Raw genomic sequence first — 19,854 nt, forward strand, 5'->3', positions numbered from 1 at the left:
GCCCTCACGGGGGCGGCTGCGCGGTTTTGCGCCAGGTTCGGGGGGATTCGCCGTAGGCACGCGTGAAGGCGCGGCTGAAGGCGGCGTCGGAGGTGTAGCCGACCCGGGTGGCGATGCGCGCCACGGATTCCGTGGTGGAGGCGAGCAGGTGGGCGGCGCGGTCGAGGCGCTGGCGGTGGACGTAGGCGACGGGCGGCTGGCCCAGCAGCGCGGCGAACCGGGTGGCGAAGGCGGAGCGGGAGAGGGACGCCAGCGCGGCGAGGTCGTCGACGGACCAGTCGCGGGTGGGGTCGCGGTGGATGGCCGACAGCACGGGGCCGACGGCCGGGTCCATGGCGGCGGTGAGCCAGCCGGGCCTGGACTGCTGGCCGGCGGCGGCCCAGACCCGCAGCGCCCGGATGAACAGCAGGTCGAGCAGCCGGGAGAGCATGACCCGCGAGCCGGGGCGGGGATCGGTGAACTCGTCGAGCATGAGCCGCAGCCCCATGGTCAGCCACGGCACGCCGGGGGAGTCGGCGCGGATGACGATGGCCGCCGGCAGCACCGTGAGCAGCGGGTCGGCGACCGGATGGTCGACGACGAAGCCGCCGGTCATCCAGCCGGCGTCGGCGGCCCGGACGACATGGGCGTCGCCGCGGGCGAGCAGGGCCATGTCGCCGGAGCCGAGATCGACCGGGTCCGAGCCGCGGAACTCCAGGCGCACGGCGCCGTGCTCGACGATGTGCAGCATCCGCCGGCCGGCGGGGTGGCGATCGCGGCGCGGCCGGTCGGCCACCGAGCGGGTGATCTCGCCGCCGCGCAGGTGGACGGCCTGCAACAGGTCCGACAGGGCATCGGGTGGGGAATCGGCAAAGTTCTCCGGCGCTGGGGGCATGGTTCTTGTCCAATCCTCTCAATAGCCTGAGTCCACCGGATACGAACCGAGGAGGCAACCCGAGATGTCCGCCAAGCCGACGGTGGTGCTGGTGCACGGATTCTGGGGCGGTGCGGCCCACTGGGCGAAGGTGATCGTGGAGCTGTGGCGGCGCGGCTACGACTCGCTGCACGCGGTGGAGAACCCGCTGACCTCGCTGGCCGACGACGCGGCCCGCACGCAGCAGATGATCAAGCAGGTGGACGGGCCGGTGCTGCTGGTCGGCCACTCCTACGGCGGCGCGGTGATCACCGAGGCGGGCGACCTGCCGAACGTGGTCGGCCTCGTGTACGTGGCGGCGTTCGCCCCGGACAAGGGCGAGAGCCTGGCCTCCATCGGCGAGGCCGCGCCGGCGCCGGGCGGCGCGAACATCGCGCCGGACTCGGACGGCTACCTGTGGATCAGGCAGGACAAGTTCCAGGAGAGCTTCTGCCAGGACCTGCCGGACGACGAGGCGCTGGTCATGGCGGTGGCCCAGAAGGCCCCGCTGGGCGCGGCCTACGTGGCCCCGGCCAGCGATCCGGCCTGGCGCGCCAAGCCCGTGTGGTACCAGGTGTCCACGGAGGACCGGATGATCGCCCCGGACAACCAGCGCCGGATGGCGGCCCGGATGAACCCGCGCAAGACGATCGAGCTGGCGTCCGGGCACGCCTCGCTGGCCTCGCAGCCGCTGCCGATCGTGGACCTGATCGACGACGCCGTCCGCGAGCTTGACCTCAAGTAAGGTCGAGGTCCGAGACTGGACGCCATGAGAGCGATCATGGCGACGAGCTTCGGACCGCCCGACGTGCTGGAGCCGGCCGAGCTTCCCACGCCACAACCGGGAACCGGCCGGCTGCTGGTGCGGGTCGACCTGGTGGGGGTGCACTGGGTGGACACGATGGTCCGGCTGGGCCGCGGCCCGGCGGTGTTCCCGGTGACGCCACCGTACGTGCCGGGCAGCGGCGTGGCCGGCACGGTTGTCGCCGTCGGCGACGGCGTGGACGACGCGTGGCTGGGCGCGAAGGTGGTCACGCGGGTGGAGGGCGGCGCGTACGCGGAGATGGCGGTCGCGAAGGCGGCGGACGCCCTCGTAGTGCCGGAAGGTCTGGATTCCGCCGACGCGCTGGCGGTGCTGTTCGACGGCAGCACGGCCCTCGCCCTGCTGGAGCGAACCCCCGTTCACGCGGGGGAAAAGGTGCTGGTGATGCCCGGCGTCGGCGGCGCCGGCAGCCTGCTGGTGCAGCTGGCCAACGCCGCCGGGGCGACCGTCATCGCGGCCGTTCGTGGCGAGCAGAAGCGGGCCCTCGCGGAGAAGCTGGGCGCCGTCGCCGTGGAGTACGACCAGTTGGACAGCGTCGGCGAACTGGACGTGGTGTTCGACGGCATCGGCGGCGAGTTGGGGACAACCGCGATCAAGCTGGTCAAGGACGGGGGACGGTTCTCCCGGTACGGCATGGCCGCCGGCGGCGAGGTCGCCGTGGGCGCCGCGGACGGCCGGCGGCTGGCGAGCGTCGTGGGAATGGAGCAGTTGCAGGAGTTCTGGCCGGACGCGCCCCGTCGGATGCGGTACGTGCTCAACGAGGCGGCGGCGGGCCGCCTGACCCCGATCATCGGCCGGATCTACCCGCTGGAGCAGGCCGCCACCGCGCACGAGGACATCGCCGGCCGCCGCTTTGTGGGCAAGATACTGCTGACAACCGGTCAGGCGTAGCCGATACCCGAGCACATCTCGGTTACCGTCGTCGAGGTGCAGCGGGAAGCCGAGCGGGTGGAAGCAGCCTTCGTGACGGAGTGCCTGTCCGACGGCGTCTCGACGCATCGAGTGGGAAGTGGGGTCGCCGCAGCCGCCGGCGGCGACCCTCGCCACTTCTGGACCCGGGCCTTCGGGTTCGACGCCCGGCTCACCGACGACGAGTTCGCCGGCATCCTGGACTTCTACCGCGGCGGATCGGCGTTGCTGCAGCTGCCGCCGTGGGCGCTGCCGCCGAGCTGGCACGAGTTCCGCCGCGACCTGACCGAGACGACACCGTGGCTCAAGCTGGGCGGCCCGATCGAGGCGATCCGGCACAGCGACGACACCGCGTTCTCGATCACCGAGATCGGGACCGGCCAGGCTCATGACTGGGCTTCGGTTGTCGCGCAAGGATTCGGCATCGCCGGCCACCTGGAGCCGGTGTTGGCGCGATCCGTGGGACGGCCGCACGCCCGGCACTTCGTGGCCTGGGACGGCGCGACCGCCGTCGGCGCGGCCTGCCTGTATCAGCGTGGCGAGCTGGGATACCTGACGACGACGGCGACGCTGGCGTCGCACCGCGACCGGGGCATCCAGTCCGCGCTGATCAGCAGGCGGGCCAAGGAAGCCGCGGCGGCAGGCTGCGCGCGGCTCGTCGCGGAGACCGGAAAGCCGACCCGCGACGGGAAGAACTCGTCGTTCAACAACCTCACGCGGGCCGGCCTCGAACCGCTCTACGAGCGCCGGAACTGGCTTCTTCAGTCCGACAGCAGGTAGAACTGCCACTTGTCGGCGGCGATCGAGAGCAGTTCGACGTTTCGGAAGCCGGCCTCGGTGGCGTAGCGGCGTAGCGTGTCGGGGCGCATGACGGTGCCGGTGGCGGCGGAATCGGGCGTACCCATCGCGTCGGGCAGACAGGAGATGACGCTCCACCCGTAGAGGTACTGCTCGCGCGGCGACGCGGGCGTGGTGGGCTCCGGGTCGGTACGCTCGTCGCCGACGAGCACAAAACCGCCGTCCGTCAAGGAGTTCCGGGCCGCCCGCAGCACAGCCACGGGGTGGGACATGTCGTGCAGGGCCTCGATGATCGTGACGAGGTCGTACGAACCGTCGGACAGCCCGGCGGCATCGGCGGCGGAGAACCGCACCCGGTCGGCCACCCCCGACTCCGCGGCGTTCTCCCGCGCCGCCTCGATCGCCCGCTCGTCGAGGTCCAGGCCGTGCACGGTGATCTCCGGGTACTCCAGGGCCATCGCGATGCTGGACCAGCCCAGGCCACAGGCGACATCGGCGACACTGGCCGAAGTGGACAATCGCTTGTGGACGTCCGGAATCGCGGGCAGCCACTCCTTGCCGAGCAGATTCAGGTAAGCGGCCCGGTTGGACGGCCAGCGCCCCTCGGGCTCCCACATCATCGGCGGCGGTGCCCCGCCCGCGCGGTAGGCGTCGACCACATCGCCGAGCCGTCGGGCCGCGCGTACGAGCTCGATGCTCATGGGCGTGCCGAACAGCAGGCTCGCGGAGTCGGCCAGCACCGGGATGTGCCCTTCGGGCAACAGATATCGCCCCGGCTCGACGACCTCGACCAGCCCGGCCGCCGCGTGGTGGTCGAGCCACTCGCGGGCGTACCGCTCGGCGGTGCCGGTGTGCGCGGCCAGTTCCGCCGCGGTCAGCGCGCCGTGCTCGGCTAGCGCCCGGTAGTAGCCCAGGCGCTCGCCGAGGTACATGGTGTACAGCTCAAGCGCGCCGACGGCGTTCTGGAACACCCGGGCGGACAGGTCGGTCGGCTCCATGGGATCCAGCTAACCAGAACCGGTCAGGACAGGCTCTTCACCACGACCTTCAGCACGATGACGAGTGCCCCGACGAGCGCGCTGGTCAGCCCGATGCCGACGCTGGCGCGCCCGGAGTGCCCGCTGCGGCCGGCGGCGAGCAGGCCCCAGCCGAACATCAGCGCCACCGCCGTGGCCAGCGAGATCCACACCGCACTGTCGATCGGCACGCCGAAGCCGGCCAGCAGGAGCAGCACGATCAGCGGCAGCAGGGCGTTCTCGACGATGCTGAACTCCTCGGCCAGCGAGTGCCGCAGGCCGCGCAGCCACGACGGCGAGCCGCCGGCGATGCCCTCGCCGAGGAAGTGCGCGTAGGAGAAGGCGATCCAGTACACGAGCAGCGTCGCCGGCACGGCCACGACGGTGGTCAGCAGCGTCGAGTGCTCCTGCACGGTGGCGATCAGCGCCGCGCAGATCGCCGTCCCGTGCACCGCGCCGGCCGCGTTGTGGGCGGGCTCGATCACGTGCGCGACGACCTTCAGCCAGCGGGGCACAGTGCGGAATTTAACGTGTGCAGGATGGTCTGGGGCTTCAGTGTTGATCGAATTCAGCCTTTTGTGTGGCCGGCGCGGGGAGGGTGGCTGCGGGTGGCGGCCCGCAGCCCAACCGGTCCCGTCAGGCGATCGGCTCGAGCTTGATGATCGGGAACTTGCGGTCGGTGTTCTTCTCGTACTCCTTGGCGTCCGGCCAGTAGGCGGCCCAGATGCCGTAGACCCGCTCCCAGTCGGGCGTGCCGGGGCGGATGACGGTGGTGCGCACCCGGGGCGTCTCGGTGCCGACCTCGATGGTGGTCTCGCCGGAGCCCTGCTCGATGTTGGCCACCCAGGTCGGGTCGGCCGGCGCGCCGCCCATGGAGCCGCACACCAGGTAGGCGTCCCCGTCGCCGGCGCCGACGAGCGGGGTGACGTACTCGGTGCCACTCTTGCGGCCGACGTGGTGCAGCAGCACCAGCCGCTTGCCCTCGAAGTGCCCGCCGACCACGCCGGCGTTCGCCCGGAACTCCTCGATGATCTGGGTGTTGAAGTCGGTCATTGCTGTCCCTTCCTGGACCGGTGAGCCGCAACACTATCGTGTTCAACTGTTGCGCGCTCAACTCCATTCCGGGCGGTGTCGTCCGAGTCGGTATTGCTTGTGCAAAGGTTGATTAGGATCCCGGACGTGACGACGCGGTGGCTGGACCAGGACGAACGGGCGGTGTGGATGCGCCTCCAGGTGATCGGCGAGTGGCTGCCGAACGCGGTGGAGGCCCAGCTGCGCCGGGATGCCGGCCTGACCCGGTACGAGTACTACGTGCTGGTGATCCTGTCCGAATCGCCGGACCGCTCGCGTCTGATGTCCGACCTCGCGGCCGCCACCAACGGCTCGCTGTCCCGGCTGTCGCACGCCGCGGCCAAGCTGGAGGCGAACGGGTTCATCACCCGCGACTTCGCGCCCGGGCAGCGCCGGTCCACCATGGCGACGCTGACCGAGGAGGGCTGGCGCAAGCTTGTCGACGCCGCCCCCGGCCACGTCGAGAACGTCCGCCAACTGCTGTTCGACCGGCTCACCCCGGAACAGACCAAGGCGCTGCTCGACGCGCTGGATCCGCTGTTCGGCCCGGGCTGGCAGGTCAGGGTCGGTCTGCCGCCGAATTGCTGAACCCGGTCTGTGTACGGCTTCGCAACAGGAAGCCGAGCTCTGCCTCGACGTCGTCGAGCGGCGCGACCGAGCGCTGCGCCCGGGCCAGCAGGATCGCGCCCTCGACGGCCGTGAGGATCAGCGTGGCGAGACGGGCCGGCTCGGGGACGCCGTCGAGCTTCGCGACCAGGGCGTCGCGCCAGCTCGTCACGGCGGCGTCGATCGCCTCCCGTACCGGGTCGGAGCCGTCGACCGCGGCCGCGAACACCGTACAGCCGGCGAGGAAGTCGGTGTCCCGCAACGACTTGCGCCAGTAGCCGCAGACCTTGGGAATCAGCTGGGACGGCTCGGCGTCGCGGATCGCCACCTCTGTGTGGCGCCCGGCCCACGCGACCGCCTCGGCGATGAGCTGGTCCTTGCCGCCGGGGAAGTGGTGCTGCACCGAGCCGCGCGGGGCGTCCGCGTGCGCGACCACCTGTCGGATGCCCGCCGCGTGCACGCCGTGCATGCGGACGAGGTCCGCCGCCCCGGCGATCATGCGGTCCCGGGTCCCCAGTTCACGTGGCGTTCGCTTGACCATGACAGCCGTCATAGTACACGGTTATGACGACTGTCATAGCCGAGGAGGGGTGTCATGACGATCGCCGAGCTCAGCGCGAGGATCCCGTTCCACGCCAACCTGGACATCCGCGTCCTGCACGCGCGCCGCGGCGACGGCCGCGCCCTGCTGCCGGCGCATCCGCACCTGCTCAACCACGCCGCCACCGTCCACGCCGGCGCGCTGTTCACCCTGGCGGATGTGGCGGCCGGGGCCGCCGTGCTGCCCCTTGTGTGGGACCGGGTCGACGAGGTCAGCTTCGTCGCCAGGGGAGCCGAGGTGCGGTATCTGCGGCCGGCGCGTGGGCCGATCACCGCCGCGGCGACGTGCGATGCGGATGTCGAGGTCAGGGGGAAGGTCGACGTGCCGGTGGCGGTGACGTTGACCGACGAGGAAGGCGTGCAGGTCGCGGCGATGACGGTGGTCTGGCACCTGCGACCTGCCTGAAACCTACATTCGGTCTGTCCGTGGGAACTCCTAACAGAATGGATCTCGGACGTACGCTCTCGTCGTGAGCGAGTATCGAGGTGTCCAGGCGCTGATCCTCGTCGACATGCAGAGCGCGTTCGTCTCGGGACCGGGCGCTGTCCCTGCGGCAGGTGAGCTCGTGGTGACGGTGGACGGCCTTGTTCGGATCGCTCGAGAATGTGACGCCCTCGTGGTCCACGTGCAGAACGACGGGCCAGCGGGTGCCGTGGACGAACCGGGCTCGCCCGGCTGGGAGCTGTCACTGCCCGTCAAGCACCGTGATAACGAGGTCGTTGTTCGCAAGAACACCGACGACGGCTTCCATAAGACCGAACTGGCGGGTCTGCTGGCCGGGCGTGGTGTCAGGCGCCTGGCGATATGCGGTGTGATGTCGGAGATGTGCGTGAGCGCGACGGCGCGCTCGGCTCTGGCACTGGGCTACCACGTGGTGCTGCCCCATGATGCCCACGCGACCCACGACATCCCAGCGGTCGAGGGGCTCGCAGACCAGGTGCCACACGCCATGGTCTCGCGGGTGGCGGAGTGGGCACTGGGTGATGAGATCGACGTCGTTGCCCATGCCGCTGACATCCGGTTCGTGCCCTGATTCGCTCCACAGGTCGACGTTCCCGGCGCTCGGAGATGTCGATCAGTCGGCGTAAGCAGATGATCGCGCACGCCAAACGGAGAAACGCCTCGTGAATGTCGTCACGGATCTCCCACCGGATGTGCAGCCGACGGATTGACATTGGTGCTGCTCTGCGCTGTTGATCTACCTCGGACCTACATTCGGTGTGTCCGACTGTGTTTCATTTCTGGGTGAACTCGCGGGGGTTCAGCCGTGGTGGTGGCGGTAGGACTGGGCGGCGCCGGGGTGGAGGGGGAGGTCGTCGGTGCCGATGAGGGTTCTGATGTCCAGGAACTGGGTGCCGAGGGCGTCGTGGGGGACCAGCTGGTCGGCGCGGTCGATGAGGACGTCGACGACCGCGCCGGCGACGTCGTCGGGCAGGGTGGGGAGGGCGACGAGCAGGTTGGCGACGCCGACGGTGGGCACCTCGTGCACGAACCGGTACGCGCCGGACGGCACCGGAAGCTGCTCGTACAGCATGCCGTAGCGGGCCCGAAGTCCGGACAGGACGCCGTCGAGGGGCAGTAGCCGGATGCCGACGGTGGAATCGAGCTGGGCCAGCGCGGGGGTGGGCACGCCGCCCGACCAGAGCAGGGCGTCGATGTCCCCGGACGCCAGCGCGGAAACGGCGTCGGCCAAGGGAAGGTGCCGCACCTGGGGCGTGATGCCGGCGACGGAGACGATCCGGTCGCCGGTGAGCGCGGCGCCGGAACCGGTGGCGCCCAGCGACACCGGGCGTCCGTCCAAATCGGACAAAGCATGCACTGGTGAGTCGTTGCGCACCACGAGTTGCAGGTAGTTCTCGTACACGCGGCCGATGGCACGGAGATCGACGGCGGTCGTGAACGGGGCCTGGCCGGCGCTGGCGGCGCGAGCGGTGTCGGCGAGCACCAGCGCGAGGTCGGCCTTGCCGCTGCGCAGCAGGTCGATGTTGGCGACGCTGGCAGTGGTTTCCGTGACGGTGCACCGCAACCAGGGCTCGACGGCGTCGATCTGGGCGGCCAGCAGCCGGCCGAAGGCGAGGTAGAAGCCGCCGGGCTCGCCGGTGGCGATGGTGAGGGAGCGGGAGGGCCCGGGCCCGGTGCAGCCGGCGGTGAGCGCGCCGACCAGGGCGGCCTTCAACAAGGTGCGGCGGTTCAGACCGGCGGCGGCCGATCCGGCAGGACGTGAGTTGGTGGTGATCATGTCGGCAGCTCGACGGTCACGGCCAATCCGCCGGATTCGCCTGCCTGCAAGGAAAACCGGCCTCCGCGAGCCGTCACCAGGCGCTCGGCGATCGGCAGCCCGAGACCGCTGCCACGCGGATGCCCGTTGCGGCGCGGCCGCCAGAACCGGGTGGTGGCCAGGGGAAGCTCCTCGGCGCTCAGCCCGGGACCGTTGTCGACGACGGTGATCGCCGTGGCGCCACACGACACCTCCACCCGGTCCCCACCGTACTTGATGGCGTTGTCCAGCACGACGTCCAGCACCTGCCCGAGGTCGTGCTCGGGGCACCGGACCTCCACCGAGGTGTCGACCGAACCGGTCACCAACGTCACCCCTGCCTCCGAGGCGGCGACCGACCAGGCGTCGATGCGTTCCATGACGACGACGGCCGGCACACAGGTGTCGAGATCCCGGTCCACGGCGAGCCGCGTGGCGGTGTGCTCGGCGTGGGCCATGGCCAACAGGCTGTCCAGCAACGACTCCAGCCGCTCGACCTCGGCCACGGCGGACCTGTACGAGGCCTGGCCGTCGGGAACGACCCGTGGTGCCAACGAGTCGACACGCAAACGCAGCGCCGCCAAGGGGTTTCGCAGCTGGTGGGAGGCGTCGCTGATCAGCCGGCGTTGCTGCTCGGCGGCCTCGCTGACGGCGTCGGACATGCGGTTGAAGGAGGAGGCGAGTTCCCGCAGCTCACGGGGCCCTTCACGGCCACGAACGTGCGCGTGCGGCTCGCCGGCGGTGACGGCGCGCAACCCGCCGGACAGCTCGGCGAGTGGCCGCAGAACCCAGCGAGCCACCACCAGCGCCAACAGCACGCAGCCGATCAACGCCACGAATGCCCCGGCGAAAATCACCGCCCAGCCCCGAAAAACGTCGGCAGCGGCGGCCTGCACCGACGCCCGCATGACGACCGCGCCGACCACCCGGGCGCCCACGCCGATCGGACGGGCCAGCAGAACGTCCGAAGTGGACCAAGGCAGCACGTCGTCCAGGGTCGGCGCGGGTTGGTTGCGGAGGGCGGCGTCGATCATGGGCGCCACCTGGGCGTCCGACACCGAGATGCCGCCGGCGGCGACGATCGGCTGCCGCTGGGCGTTCACCACGATCACCGGCTCGCCGTACAGCGTGGTGTACCGGTTCACCTCGCTGACCAGCTGTTCCCGGTCGCCCTGCTGGGCCAACCCGGCGAACCGGTCCAGGTCGGCGGTCCGGCCGATCGCGAGCTGCTGGGTGCGCTCACGGGCCGTCACGGTCAGCAGCGGCCACGCGAACGCCGCCACCGCCGTGACCGAGAAGGCCAGCAGCACCACCAGCAACCGGGCCCGCACGCCTCAGCCGCCGAGCCGGTAGCCGAAGTTGCGGATCGTGGTCAGCAGCCCCGGCCGCCGCAGCTTGCCCCGCAGCTGCGCGACGTGCACGTCCAGCGACCGCGAGATCGCCAGGTACGCGTCGCCCCACACCTCGTCCATCAGCTGCTGCCGGCTGACCGCCGCCCCGTGCCGCACGGCCAGCGCCGCGAGCACGTCGAACTCCTTGGACGTCAACGGAATCAGCTCGCTGGCCACGTGCACGAGCCGGGCGTTCAGGTCGATCCGCACGTCGTCGATCTCCACCACCGACGGCGGTGGCGTGGCCCGCGCCGCCGCGCGCCGGCTGACGGCCTCCATCCGCGCCAGCAGCTCGGCCAGCCGGACCGGTTTGACCAGGTAGTCGTCCGCGCCGAGGCGCAGACCGCGCACGACGGACCGCTCGTCGCCGTGCGCGGTCAGCACCAGCACCGGCAGGTCGGTGACCTTGCGGAGCTTGCGCAGCACCTCAAGGCCGTGGATGTCGGGCAGGCCCAGGTCGAGCAGCACGAGGTCGGCGTGGTGGTGGCCGGTCAGGGCGTCCGCGCCCCGCTCGACCCTGGTCGGCCGGTGACCGGCCGTGGCCAGCGCCTCGACCAGGGCCTTGCCGACGCCGTCGTCGTCCTCGACCAGTAGCACACGCACAGCCCTCACCTAACCATCCAACGCCGACTGCTTGGTGGTTTCCCGCATGGTGGCGTACACGATCAGGGACACCAGGATGCACCCGGCGACGTAGTAGAAGAACACCGACTCGTGCCCGGCCTGCTTGAGCCACAGCGCGATGTACTCCGCGGTGCCGCCGAAGATCGCCACGGTCAGCGCGTAGGGCAGGCCGACGCCCATCGCCCGCACGTTGGTGGGGAACAGCTCCGCCTTCACGATGGCGTTGATCGACGTGTAGCCCGTGACGATCACCAGCGACCCGAGCATGATCAGGAACGCCAGCGCCGGGGTGCGCGTGCCGGCGAGCAGCGACAGCAGCGGCACCGTGAGCAGCGTGCCGGCGACGCCGAAGAACAGCAGCAGCGGCCGCCGCCCGACCCGGTCCGACAGCGCGCCGGCCAGCGGCTGGATCACCACGAAGGCCAGCAGCGCCAGGAAGTTCACCCAGGTGACCGCGTTGATGTCGATCTTGCTGGTGTTGACCATGAACTTCTGGAGGTACGTGGTGTACGTGTAGAACGCCACCGTGCCGCCGAGCGTCAGGCCGCACACCAGCAGGCATTCCTTCGGGTACCGCAGCAGCACCCGCAGGCTGCCCCGCTCGGCGGAGGTCCTGCCCTCGGTGAGGTACGCCTCCGACTCGTCCATGGTGGCCCGCAGGTACATCACGATCACCGCGCCGAACGCCCCGATGACGAAGGCGATTCGCCAGCCCCAGGACGCCATCTCGGCCGCGGACAGCGTGTTCTGGAGGATGATCTGCACACCCAGGGCCACCAGTTGACCGGCCGTCAGCGTGACGTACTGGAAGCTGGAGTAGAAGCCCCGCTTGCCGGGAGTGGCCACTTCGGACAGGTACGTGGCGGAAGTGGCGTACTCCCCGCCGACCGAGATCCCTTGCACCAGTCGGGCCACCACCAGCAGCAGGGGCGCCGCCACGCCGATCGAGGCGTAGCCGGGGGTGAAGGCGATGACCAGTGAGCCCAGCGCCATCATCGCCACGGACAGGGTCAGGGCAGCCCGCCGGCCGTAGCGGTCGGCGTAGCGGCCCATGATCCAGCCGCCGATGGGCCGCATCAGGAAGCCGACCGCGAACACGCCGGCGGTGTTCAGCAGCTGGGCGGTGGCGTCCCCGGAGGGGAAGAACACCTTGGCGAAGTACAGGCTGAACGCGGTGTAGGCGTACCAGTCGTACCACTCGATGAGGTTGCCGATGGACCCGCGCAGCACGTTGCCGATCACCCGACGACCGGGCCGCACGTCCTCGTTGACGTTCACAGTCATGGGGCTCAATGTCGGGTGGAATCCGGGCGGCGACAAGGCGAACGGTCAACGCTTTACATCCGCTTAGGGTGGCTACCTACGCGATCGCGTGATGTGAACCGGGCGGGGCGGGGGCCAGGCTGGCCGCCATGACCGACGACCAGCTGCTCGTGGAACTGCCGCCGCGGTACTGCCCGGTGCAGGTGGACACCCATCCCGACGCCGAGCTGCTGGAGGGCCAGGGCGCCGACTGGCTCACCGCCTACGGCCTGGCCGGGCCCCGGCTGCGCGCCAACGACTGCGCCGGGTTCTACGGCCGGATCATGCCCAAGGGGGTCACCGAGCGGCTCCAGATGGCGGTCGACTGGTGCTTCCTGATGTTCGCCTTCGACGACATCAACTGCGACGAGGTGGTGCCCGACGCCGCCGGCAAGCAGTTCGTGGACATCGCCACCCGGGTGGTGCGGGTGCTGGAGGTGCCCGACGTCGACCTCGGGCCGACCGCCGACCTGTTCCTCGCCCCGGTGCGGGACCTGGCCCAGCGGGCCCACCGCTCGGCCACGCCCACGCAGCTGCGGCGGCTGGTCGACGGCCACCGCGCCTGGTACCTCGGCGTGTTGTGGGAGCTGCGCTGCCGGCTCACCGACGTGACGCCGAGCCTCAACGACTACGCCCACATGCGCCAGCACACCGCCGGCGGGCTGGCCACGACGAGTTGGATCGAGATCGTCGACGGCGGCGAGATTCCCGCGTACGAGCTGGATTCGCCGGCGGTGCGGGCGCTGTCGGAGCTGTCGTTCACGATTGCCGCCTGGGACGACGACCTCTTCTCGTACGGCAAGGAGACCTGGTTCGCCCAGCGCGAGTCGACGCCGTCCAACTGCAAGCTGAACCTGATCGACATCGTGGCTCAGGAGCGGGGATGCTCGGTCGACCAGGCGTTGGCGGAGTCCGTGGAGCTGGTCAACCGGCTCACGCACCGGTTCATCAGGGTGCGGGACGCCGTGCTGCCGACCGCGAGCGAGGAGCTCCGCAACTACCTGGACTGCCTGTCCCGGCTGCTGCGCGGCAACATGGAGTGGGGCCTGCTGGCGCAGCGCTACCGCAACCCGGACGGCCGCCACCCCGACGCCGTGCACACCGTCGGCTCGTGGACGGACGTGCCGCCGGTGGACACGCCGCCGGCGATCCCGTCCATCGCCTGGTGGTGGGACCGGGACCTGATCTAGCGGGGGAAGACGCGGGTCACTCCCTGATCATGGTGGCCAGCAGGCTGGCCAGGTGGACGGGGTCGCGGTCGGTGAGCTGGCGGAGCTGGGTCCGGCAGCTGAAACCGTCGGCGAGCACGGTCGCGTCGGTGGCGCGGATCGCGGGCAGCAGGGCGTGTTCCGCGACCGCCACCGACACGTCGTAGTGGCCGGCTTCGAAGCCGAAGTTGCCGGCGAGGCCGCAGCAGCCGGCGTCGAGCACCTGGGTGTCGACGCCGGCCGTGCGCAGCACCTCACGGTCGGCGTCGACGCCGAGCTCGGCGTACTGGTGGCAGTGCGGCTGCATGACGGCCTTCGTGTCGCCCAAGGGCTCCATGCCGGGGGAGACCTGTTCGGCGAAGGTCTTCACCCGGCCGGCGAGCCGCTGCACGGCCGGCTCGTCGGTCAGCTCCAGGGCGTCGTTGCGGAGGAAGGCCGTGCAGCTCGGCTCCAGGCCGACCACCGGGACGTCGGACCCGTCCATGATCCGGGCGGTGCGGTGCAGAACGCGTTTGGCCACGCCGAGCTGGCCGGTGGACATCCACGTCAGTCCACAACAGACCCGCTTGCGCGGCAAGGTGACAGCGAACCCGAGGTGCTCCAGCACGGCGACGGCGTCCACACCGACCTGCGGGTCGAAGTGGTCGGTGAACGTGTCGGTGAACAGCACCACCGGATCCCCGCTTGGAGAAATGCGACCCTTGAGCCGGGACCGTAGCGACCGATCGTGCACCGTGGGCATGGCTCGGGCCGGATCGATGCCGCCGAGGCGCTTGACCAGCGGCCGGTCGCCGAGCCTGCGCACCAGACCGGGCGCGATCGCCAGCCACAGCGGCAGGAAACCCATCGAGTAGTGCGACGCCGGCCGCAGCCGGCCGCGGTAGTGCTGGTGCAGGAACTCCGCCTTGTACGTGGCCATGTCCACATCGACCGGGCAGTCCCGCTTGCATCCCTTGCAGGACAGGCAGAGATCCAGCGCCTCGCGCACCTCGGCGGACCGGAACCCGCCGCGCACAACGGATCCGTTGAGCATGTCGAACAGCAGCCGGGCCCGGCCACGGGTGGAGTGCTTCTCCTCGCGGGTCGCCCGGTAGCTCGGGCACATCACGCCGCCGGACGCCGTGAGGCACTTGGCGACGCCGATGCACCGCCGGCTCGCGGCGGCCAGATCGCCGCCGTCGGCGTGCAGGGAAAGCTTGGTACGCAACGGAATCCGCGCCGGCGCGACCACCACCCGGAGGTCGGCGTCCAGCGGCAGCGGGTCCACGATCCGGCCCGGGTTCATCAGCCCCCGTGGGTCGAAGATCGCCTTGAACCGGCGGAACGCGGCCATGATCTCGGGGGAGTACATGCGCGGCAACAACTCCGACCGCGCCTGCCCGTCGCCGTGCTCGCCGGACAGCGATCCCCCGTGCGACACGACCAGATCCGCCGCCTCCTCCATGAACGTCCGGTATCCGGGCCCGTGCAGGTCGAAGTCGATCCGGACGTGCAGGCAGCCGTCGCCGTAGTGGCCGTACGTCGGCCCGCGGCGGCCGTGCCTGCCCAGCAGCTTGTCGAAGTCCCGCAGGTACGCGCCCAGCCGCTCGGGCGGAACCGCCGCGTCCTCCCACCCCGACCACGCCTCCGCCCCGTCCGGCATCCGGGTCAGCAGGCCGGCGCCGTCCTCGCGGATCCGCCACAACTCCCGCATCCGTGCCGGATCCGTGACGACCACCGAGCCCGTCGCACCCGGCATCGCCTTGACGACGGCGTCCGGATCGACCGTCTCCACGAACAGCCAACTCCGGCCCGCCGGCAACGCCTTCAGCCCCGGCGTCCCCGGCTTGCGCTGCCGGAGGATCTTGACGATGTCGTCGTTGACGCCCTCGATCGCCAGCACGTCCAGCGACAGCAACGCCACCACCTCGTCGGCCGCCGCGTACGTGTCCGCGAAACCCAGCACCACCAGCGCGCGGCTCGTGGGGACCTCCACCAGCTTCACCGTCGCCCGTAGCACCGTCACGCAGGTTCCCTCGCTGCCGACCAGCGCCCGTCCGACGTGCAAACCGTTCTCCGGCAGCAGCTGGTCGAGGTTGTAGCCCGACACCCGGCGCGGAATCCTCGGGAACCCCGTCCGCACCGCCGCCATCACCTGATCACGCAGCGTCCGCAGCTCGCCGTGCAGCGGACTTTCGGCCAGTCCGGCGTCGAAGCGGGTGCCGTCCGGCAGCAGGACGTCCAGCGACTCGACGTTGTCGACCGTCTTGCCCCAGGCCACCGAGTGCGCCCCGCACGCGTTGTTGCCGATCATCCCGCCGATCGTGCACCGCGCGTGCGTCGAAGGATCCGGCGCGAAGTGCAGGCCGTGCCGCCCGGCGAGCCGGTTCAGCGCGTCCGGCACCACCCCCGGCTGCACCACGGCTCGGCGGGACGCCGGATCCACGTCCAGCACCGCGTTCAGATGGCGGGAGAAGTCCAGCACCAGGCCCTCGCCGCAGGCGTTGCCCGCGATGCTCGTGCCCGCGCCCCGGCTCGTGATCGGCACGCCCAGCTCCGCCGCCACCCCGACCGCCGCCACCACAGCGTCCACCGTCCGCGGGCGCACCACCGTCAACGGAACGTGTCGGTAGTTGGACGCATCCGCCGCGTACATCGCACGCGTCCCCGGATCGGCCAGCACCTCGCCGTCCACCTCGGCCCGCAGCCGCTCGACCAGCCTCGACGTCATGACCATCACTTAACACCGGTGCGGGCTGACCGGCCGGTAACAGATAGCCTCGCATCGACACCCGAGACGAGGAGCATCAGTGGCACGGTCCGTTCTGGTCACCGGCGGCAACCGCGGCATCGGCCTGGCGATCGCGCAGGCGTTCGCCGCGCAGGGCGACAAGGTCGCGATCACACACCGCGGCTCGGCGGTGCCGGAGGGCTTGTTCGGGGTGAAGTGCGACGTCACCGACGCCGAGCAGGTCGACCTGGCGTTCGCCGAGGTCGAGGCCCACCAGGGGCCGGTCGAGGTGCTGGTGTCCAACGCCGGCATCACCGACGACACGCTGCTCATGCGCATGACCGAGGAGCAGTTCACCCGGGTCGTGGACGCCAACCTGACCGGCGCGTTCCGCGTCACCAAGCGCGCCACCCGCAACATGCTCAAGGCCCGCTTCGGCCGGATCATCTACATCTCCTCGGTGGTCGCCCTGAACGGCGGGCCCGGCCAGGTCAACTACGCGGCCAGCAAGGCCGGCCTGATCGGCGTGGCCCGCTCCATCGCACGTGAGCTGGGCTCGCGTAACATCACCGCGAACGTGATCACGCCCGGTTTCATCGAGACCGACATGACCGCGGTGCTGTCCGAGGACGTCAAGGGCAAGGCGCTCGCCCAGATCCCGTCCGGGCGCTTCGGCGCGGCCGCCGAGATCGCCGCCGCCGTCACCTTCCTGGCCTCCGACGGGGCCGCCTACGTCAACGGCGCGGTGCTGCCGGTCGACGGCGGCCTCGGCATGGGCCACTGAATTCACCTCGTAGAAACCCCAGGAGAGGAAAGCACGTGACCGGACTGCTCGACGGCAAGCGCCTGGTGATCACCGGGGTGATCACCGACGCCTCGATCGCCTTCCACGTGGCCCGGGTGGCGCAGGAGCAGGGCGCCAAGGTGGTGCTGACCGGGTTCGGCCGGCTCAGCCTGGTGGAGCGGATCGCCAAGCGGCTGCCCGAAGAGGCGCCGGTGATCGAGCTGGACGTCACCAACCCCGAGCACCTGGAAGCGCTGCCCGGCAAGGTGCGCGAGCACCTCGACGGCGTCGACGGCGTGCTGCACTCGATCGCATACGGCCCGCCCTCCACACTCGGCGCCGACTTCCTCGAGGCGCCGTGGGAGGACGTCGCCACCGCCGTGCAGGTGTCCGCGTACTCGCTGAAGTCCCTGGTCAAGGCCCTGCTGCCGGTGATGACCGAGGGCAGTTCGGTGGTCGGCCTCGACTTCGACGCCCGGGTGGCGTGGCCCGCGTACAACTGGATGGGAGTGTCCAAGGCGGCGCTCGAGTCCGTCACCCGCTACCTGGCCCGCGACCTGGGGCCGCGCAACATCCGGGTGAACGTGGTCGCCGCCGGGCCGGTGCGCACCATGGCCGCCAAGTCCATCCCGGGCTTCATCGACCTGGACAAGGCGTGGGAGGAGCGGGCGCCGCTGGGCTGGGACCCGACCAACGCCGAGCCGGTCGCCAAGTCCGTCTGCGCGCTGCTGTCCGACTGGCTGCCGGCGACCACCGGCTCCATGGTGTGGGTCGACGGGGGCGTGCACGCCGTCGGCATGTAGGGCTCCAAGTCCCGGTGACCCATGACTTTGGTCATGGGACGCCACCATGCCGCCGGGGCGATGCTTTCCGGGGCCCTCGCTGGCTACGGTACTCGCCGTGGGCTCCGAACAGTCGACATCATCGCCAGCGCAGGAGTCTCGACGGCCCGGTCGGGTAGGGTGGCCCCCCGACCGGGCCGCTGGCCGTCCGGCCCTGTACGGGGCCATGTTCTGGGTGGCGGTGGTGGTGGTCTCCGCCGCCGAGGTCACCAACTTCGCCCGCCAGCCGCAGCCCTACGGCCTGTGGCCGCTGGCCTGCCTGGGCGTGATGGTCCTGGCCTGGCCGGGCATGGCGTGGGATCCGGCCGCCCCAGTGCCGCGCAAGCTGGCGCTGCTGCCGTTCCTGGCCGGCATGGTGGGGCTGAGCCTGTTGTCCCCGTACAACTCCGCCGACATCTGGCTGCTGCTGGCCCTGGCCAACTGCATGTTCGTGTTCGGGCTGCGGGTGACCGTGGCGATGGCCGCCTGTTTCGTCGCCTTCACCTTCGTCGACATCCTCGACCTTCCCGGCTACACGGTGCTCGAGGCCTCCATCCAGAGCCTCGTCGTGATCATGCTGACGGTGTTCGTCACCGGGCTGGCGTCCGCCGTCACCGAGGCGCGGCGGCGGAGGGCCGAGACGCAGCGGCTGCTCGGCGAGCTGGCCGAGGCGCACCAGGAGCTCCGCGCGTACGCCGACCAGGTGCGGGAGCTGTCCGTGGCCGAGGAGCGGGCGCGGATGGCCCGCGAGATGCACGACTCTGTCGGGCACTACCTCACCGTGATCCAGGTCGGGCTCACCAATGCCGAACGCTTCCGTGACAAACGGCCCGAGCAGGCGTGGGCCGAGGTCGCCCAGGCCAAGGAGCTGACCCGGGACGCGCTGGCCGAGACCCGGCGGTGGGTGCGGGCGATGCGGCCCTTGGCGTTGGAGGGGCGGACCGGCAGCCAGGCGCTCGCCGAGCTGGCGCGCACGTTCGACGGGACCGGCATCGAGGTCCGGTTCCAGGTGCACGGCGCGGAGCTGCCGCTGCTGGGCGACACTGAGGTGGTGCTGTACCGGGTGCTTCAGGAGGGGCTGACCAACGTGCTGCGGCATGCCGGGGCCCAGCGGGCCGAGGCCACGCTGTCGTTCAGCGAGGACCGCGTGCGGTTGCGTGTCGGCGACGACGGGCACGGCGCGCCCGACCTGACCAGGGGTTTCGGGCTGCTGTCGCTGGAGCAGCGGGCCGAGTCCGCTGGCGGGGTGCTCGTCGCCGGCAATGCCGCCTCCGGCGGTTTCGAACTGCTCGCCGACCTGCCGGTGCGGCGCCGATGAGCGTGCGGGTGTTGCTGGTCGACGACCAGATCCTGATGCGCAGCGGGCTGCGGAAGCTGCTGGAGATCGAGGACGGCATCGAGATCGTCGCCGACGTCGGCAGCGGACCGGATGCGCTGTCGGTCGTCCCTGCCTGCCGCCCCGACGTCGCCCTGGTGGACGCGCGCATGCCCGGCATGGACGGCATCGAGCTCATCACCCTGCTCACCGCCCAGTTCCCGTCGGTGGCGTCGATCGTCCTGACCACCTTCGACGAGGACGAGTACCTGTTCGGGGCCTTGAAGGCCGGCGCGCGGGGATTCCTGCTCAAGGACGCCTCCCCCGAGGAGCTCGTCGCCGCCATTCGCCGTGCCGCCGGCGGCGGAACCGTGTTGAGCGACCAGGTCGCCGGCCGCGTCGTCGCTCAGCTCCGCGGCGAGACGCCGGTGCAGCCGGCGCTTTCCTCCCGTGAAGTGGAAGTCGCCCGCTTGGTCGGCGCCGGCGCCTCGAACCGTGAGATAGCCTCCCAGCTCTTCATCACCGAAGGCACCGTCAAGAATCACGTTTCCAGCACGCTGCGCAAACTGGGCCTCCGCGACCGAACCCAGCTGGCCCTCCACGTCACCTCCTCGCCGGGCGCTTTCTGATCATTTCCGCTAGGCCGTTCGCGGTGTGAAGTCTGTCTTTCGGTCGAGGTGATCGTCAGTTTCTCCCGGATTTGCGGGAGAGTGTTCGCCTCTGCTC

The 19,854-nt window shown here is 70.7% G+C and carries 21 protein-coding genes; 11 read left to right on the forward strand and 10 right to left on the reverse strand.

Annotated elements, in window-relative coordinates; genetic code table 11:
* Nucleotides 1–4 precede the first annotated feature (4 nt).
* Nucleotides 5–874: an AraC family transcriptional regulator gene (locus BCF44_RS37270; protein ID WP_116179195.1), complete on the reverse strand. Its 870-nt coding sequence runs from the start codon at nt 872–874 to the stop codon at nt 5–7.
* A gap of 64 nt (nt 875–938) precedes the next feature.
* On the opposite strand from BCF44_RS37270, the gene BCF44_RS37275 reads away from it, so the two are divergent.
* The 3 genes from BCF44_RS37275 to BCF44_RS37285 are packed head-to-tail and all read left to right on the forward strand — an operon-like array spanning nt 939 to nt 3,404.
* Entirely contained in the window at nt 939–1,637 is a 699-nt protein-coding gene (locus BCF44_RS37275) for an alpha/beta hydrolase (RefSeq protein WP_116179196.1), read from the forward strand.
* Between the two features lie 24 nt (nt 1,638–1,661).
* The gene (locus tag BCF44_RS37280) at nt 1,662–2,606 is read left to right on the forward strand and encodes a zinc-binding dehydrogenase (protein WP_116179197.1); all 945 of its coding nucleotides are present in this window, start codon (nt 1,662–1,664) and stop codon (nt 2,604–2,606) included.
* A gap of 36 nt (nt 2,607–2,642) precedes the next feature.
* Nucleotides 2,643–3,404 carry a GNAT family N-acetyltransferase gene (locus BCF44_RS37285; RefSeq protein WP_116179198.1) on the forward strand — a complete coding sequence of 254 codons (762 nt, stop codon included), beginning with the start codon at nt 2,643–2,645 and terminating at the stop codon, nt 3,402–3,404.
* Here BCF44_RS37285 and BCF44_RS37290 read toward each other — a convergent pair.
* From BCF44_RS37290 to BCF44_RS37300, 3 genes are all read right to left on the reverse strand, one after another.
* Nucleotides 3,386–4,420, reverse strand: coding sequence for a class I SAM-dependent methyltransferase (locus BCF44_RS37290; RefSeq protein ID WP_116179199.1), 1,035 nt, complete (start codon nt 4,418–4,420; stop codon nt 3,386–3,388). The genes BCF44_RS37285 and BCF44_RS37290 overlap by 19 nt on opposite strands.
* A gap of 23 nt (nt 4,421–4,443) precedes the next feature.
* The gene (locus BCF44_RS55955) at nt 4,444–4,953 is read right to left on the reverse strand and encodes a hypothetical protein (protein ID WP_116179200.1); all 510 of its coding nucleotides are present in this window, start codon (nt 4,951–4,953) and stop codon (nt 4,444–4,446) included.
* Nucleotides 4,954–5,074: 121 nt separating this feature from the next.
* A complete protein-coding gene (locus tag BCF44_RS37300; RefSeq protein WP_116179201.1) occupies nt 5,075–5,491 on the reverse strand; it encodes a nitroreductase/quinone reductase family protein in 417 nt (138 codons plus the stop codon).
* A 126-nt stretch (nt 5,492–5,617) separates the two neighbouring features.
* On the opposite strand from BCF44_RS37300, the gene BCF44_RS37305 reads away from it, so the two are divergent.
* Nucleotides 5,618–6,097: a MarR family winged helix-turn-helix transcriptional regulator gene (locus tag BCF44_RS37305; protein ID WP_116179202.1), complete on the forward strand. Its 480-nt coding sequence runs from the start codon at nt 5,618–5,620 to the stop codon at nt 6,095–6,097.
* Here the strand turns inward: BCF44_RS37305 and BCF44_RS37310 are convergent.
* Nucleotides 6,069–6,656 carry an LmrA/YxaF family transcription factor gene (locus BCF44_RS37310; protein WP_116179203.1) on the reverse strand — a complete coding sequence of 196 codons (588 nt, stop codon included), beginning with the start codon at nt 6,654–6,656 and terminating at the stop codon, nt 6,069–6,071. The two genes, BCF44_RS37305 and BCF44_RS37310, sit on opposite strands and share 29 nt — an antisense overlap.
* A gap of 54 nt (nt 6,657–6,710) precedes the next feature.
* On the opposite strand from BCF44_RS37310, the gene BCF44_RS37315 reads away from it, so the two are divergent.
* Both BCF44_RS37315 and BCF44_RS37320 read left to right on the forward strand, forming a co-directional pair.
* Nucleotides 6,711–7,121, forward strand: a complete 411-nt coding sequence (locus BCF44_RS37315; RefSeq protein ID WP_116179204.1) for a PaaI family thioesterase — start codon at nt 6,711–6,713, stop codon at nt 7,119–7,121.
* Nucleotides 7,122–7,185: 64 nt separating this feature from the next.
* The gene (locus BCF44_RS37320; RefSeq protein ID WP_246016027.1) at nt 7,186–7,749 is read left to right on the forward strand and encodes an isochorismatase family protein; all 564 of its coding nucleotides are present in this window, start codon (nt 7,186–7,188) and stop codon (nt 7,747–7,749) included.
* 228 nt (nt 7,750–7,977) lie between these two features.
* Here BCF44_RS37320 and BCF44_RS37330 read toward each other — a convergent pair whose 3' ends face one another.
* The 4 genes from BCF44_RS37330 to BCF44_RS37345 are packed head-to-tail and all read right to left on the reverse strand — an operon-like array spanning nt 7,978 to nt 12,272.
* A complete protein-coding gene (locus BCF44_RS37330; RefSeq protein WP_116179205.1) occupies nt 7,978–8,955 on the reverse strand; it encodes a TAXI family TRAP transporter solute-binding subunit in 978 nt (325 codons plus the stop codon).
* The gene (locus BCF44_RS37335; protein WP_116179206.1) at nt 8,952–10,304 is read right to left on the reverse strand and encodes a sensor histidine kinase; all 1,353 of its coding nucleotides are present in this window, start codon (nt 10,302–10,304) and stop codon (nt 8,952–8,954) included. Before BCF44_RS37335 ends, BCF44_RS37330 begins: the two co-directional genes overlap by 4 nt.
* Before the next feature lie 3 nt (nt 10,305–10,307).
* Nucleotides 10,308–10,967 (reverse strand): response regulator transcription factor, encoded by a 660-nt coding sequence (locus tag BCF44_RS37340; RefSeq protein ID WP_116179207.1) that lies wholly within the window; start codon nt 10,965–10,967, stop codon nt 10,308–10,310.
* 9 nt (nt 10,968–10,976) lie between these two features.
* Nucleotides 10,977–12,272 (reverse strand): MFS transporter, encoded by a 1,296-nt coding sequence (locus tag BCF44_RS37345; protein ID WP_116179208.1) that lies wholly within the window; start codon nt 12,270–12,272, stop codon nt 10,977–10,979.
* A gap of 128 nt (nt 12,273–12,400) precedes the next feature.
* On the opposite strand from BCF44_RS37345, the gene BCF44_RS37350 reads away from it, so the two are divergent.
* Nucleotides 12,401–13,480 carry a terpene synthase family protein gene (locus tag BCF44_RS37350; protein WP_116179209.1) on the forward strand — a complete coding sequence of 360 codons (1,080 nt, stop codon included), beginning with the start codon at nt 12,401–12,403 and terminating at the stop codon, nt 13,478–13,480.
* Between the two features lie 16 nt (nt 13,481–13,496).
* On the opposite strand, the gene BCF44_RS37355 is transcribed toward BCF44_RS37350, so the two are convergent.
* Nucleotides 13,497–16,214, reverse strand: coding sequence for an FAD-binding and (Fe-S)-binding domain-containing protein (locus tag BCF44_RS37355; RefSeq protein WP_116179210.1), 2,718 nt, complete (start codon nt 16,212–16,214; stop codon nt 13,497–13,499).
* 73 nt (nt 16,215–16,287) lie between these two features.
* Here BCF44_RS37355 and fabG point away from each other — a divergent pair, with 73 nt between their 5' ends.
* The 4 genes from fabG to BCF44_RS37375 all read left to right on the forward strand — a co-directional run bounded on the left by fabG (nt 16,288) and on the right by BCF44_RS37375 (nt 19,757).
* Nucleotides 16,288–16,992, forward strand: a complete 705-nt coding sequence (gene fabG / locus BCF44_RS37360; protein ID WP_116179211.1) for a 3-oxoacyl-ACP reductase FabG — start codon at nt 16,288–16,290, stop codon at nt 16,990–16,992.
* A 35-nt stretch (nt 16,993–17,027) separates the two neighbouring features.
* Nucleotides 17,028–17,795 carry an enoyl-ACP reductase FabI gene (gene fabI / locus BCF44_RS37365; protein ID WP_116179212.1) on the forward strand — a complete coding sequence of 256 codons (768 nt, stop codon included), beginning with the start codon at nt 17,028–17,030 and terminating at the stop codon, nt 17,793–17,795.
* Between the two features lie 205 nt (nt 17,796–18,000).
* Nucleotides 18,001–19,131, forward strand: a complete 1,131-nt coding sequence (locus tag BCF44_RS37370; RefSeq protein ID WP_116179213.1) for a sensor histidine kinase — start codon at nt 18,001–18,003, stop codon at nt 19,129–19,131.
* Nucleotides 19,128–19,757 carry a response regulator gene (locus tag BCF44_RS37375; RefSeq protein ID WP_116179214.1) on the forward strand — a complete coding sequence of 210 codons (630 nt, stop codon included), beginning with the start codon at nt 19,128–19,130 and terminating at the stop codon, nt 19,755–19,757. Before BCF44_RS37370 ends, BCF44_RS37375 begins: the two co-directional genes overlap by 4 nt.
* Nucleotides 19,758–19,854 lie beyond the last annotated feature (97 nt).

The organism is Kutzneria buriramensis, from assembly GCF_003387475.1.
In the GTDB taxonomy this organism is placed as follows: domain Bacteria; phylum Actinomycetota; class Actinomycetes; order Mycobacteriales; family Pseudonocardiaceae; genus Kutzneria; species Kutzneria buriramensis.

Bases quoted from the DNA above. Each gene is read 5' to 3' on its own strand.
- BCF44_RS37270 (WP_116179195.1), bottom strand. From the start codon at position 874: ATGCCCCCAGCGCCGGAGAACTTTGCCGATTCCCCACCCGATGCCCTG.
- BCF44_RS37275 (WP_116179196.1), top strand. From the start codon at position 939: ATGTCCGCCAAGCCGACGGTGGTGCTGGTGCACGGATTCTGGGGCGGT.
- BCF44_RS37280 (WP_116179197.1), top strand. From the start codon at position 1,662: ATGAGAGCGATCATGGCGACGAGCTTCGGACCGCCCGACGTGCTGGAG.
- BCF44_RS37290 (WP_116179199.1), bottom strand. From the start codon at position 4,420: ATGGAGCCGACCGACCTGTCCGCCCGGGTGTTCCAGAACGCCGTCGGC.
- BCF44_RS37300 (WP_116179201.1), bottom strand. From the start codon at position 5,491: ATGACCGACTTCAACACCCAGATCATCGAGGAGTTCCGGGCGAACGCC.
- BCF44_RS37310 (WP_116179203.1), bottom strand. From the start codon at position 6,656: ATGGTCAAGCGAACGCCACGTGAACTGGGGACCCGGGACCGCATGATC.
- BCF44_RS37315 (WP_116179204.1), top strand. From the start codon at position 6,711: ATGACGATCGCCGAGCTCAGCGCGAGGATCCCGTTCCACGCCAACCTG.
- BCF44_RS37330 (WP_116179205.1), bottom strand. From the start codon at position 8,955: ATGATCACCACCAACTCACGTCCTGCCGGATCGGCCGCCGCCGGTCTG.
- BCF44_RS37345 (WP_116179208.1), bottom strand. From the start codon at position 12,272: ATGACTGTGAACGTCAACGAGGACGTGCGGCCCGGTCGTCGGGTGATC.
- BCF44_RS37350 (WP_116179209.1), top strand. From the start codon at position 12,401: ATGACCGACGACCAGCTGCTCGTGGAACTGCCGCCGCGGTACTGCCCG.
- BCF44_RS37355 (WP_116179210.1), bottom strand. From the start codon at position 16,214: ATGGTCATGACGTCGAGGCTGGTCGAGCGGCTGCGGGCCGAGGTGGAC.
- BCF44_RS37370 (WP_116179213.1), top strand. From the start codon at position 18,001: ATGTTCTGGGTGGCGGTGGTGGTGGTCTCCGCCGCCGAGGTCACCAAC.
- BCF44_RS37375 (WP_116179214.1), top strand. From the start codon at position 19,128: ATGAGCGTGCGGGTGTTGCTGGTCGACGACCAGATCCTGATGCGCAGC.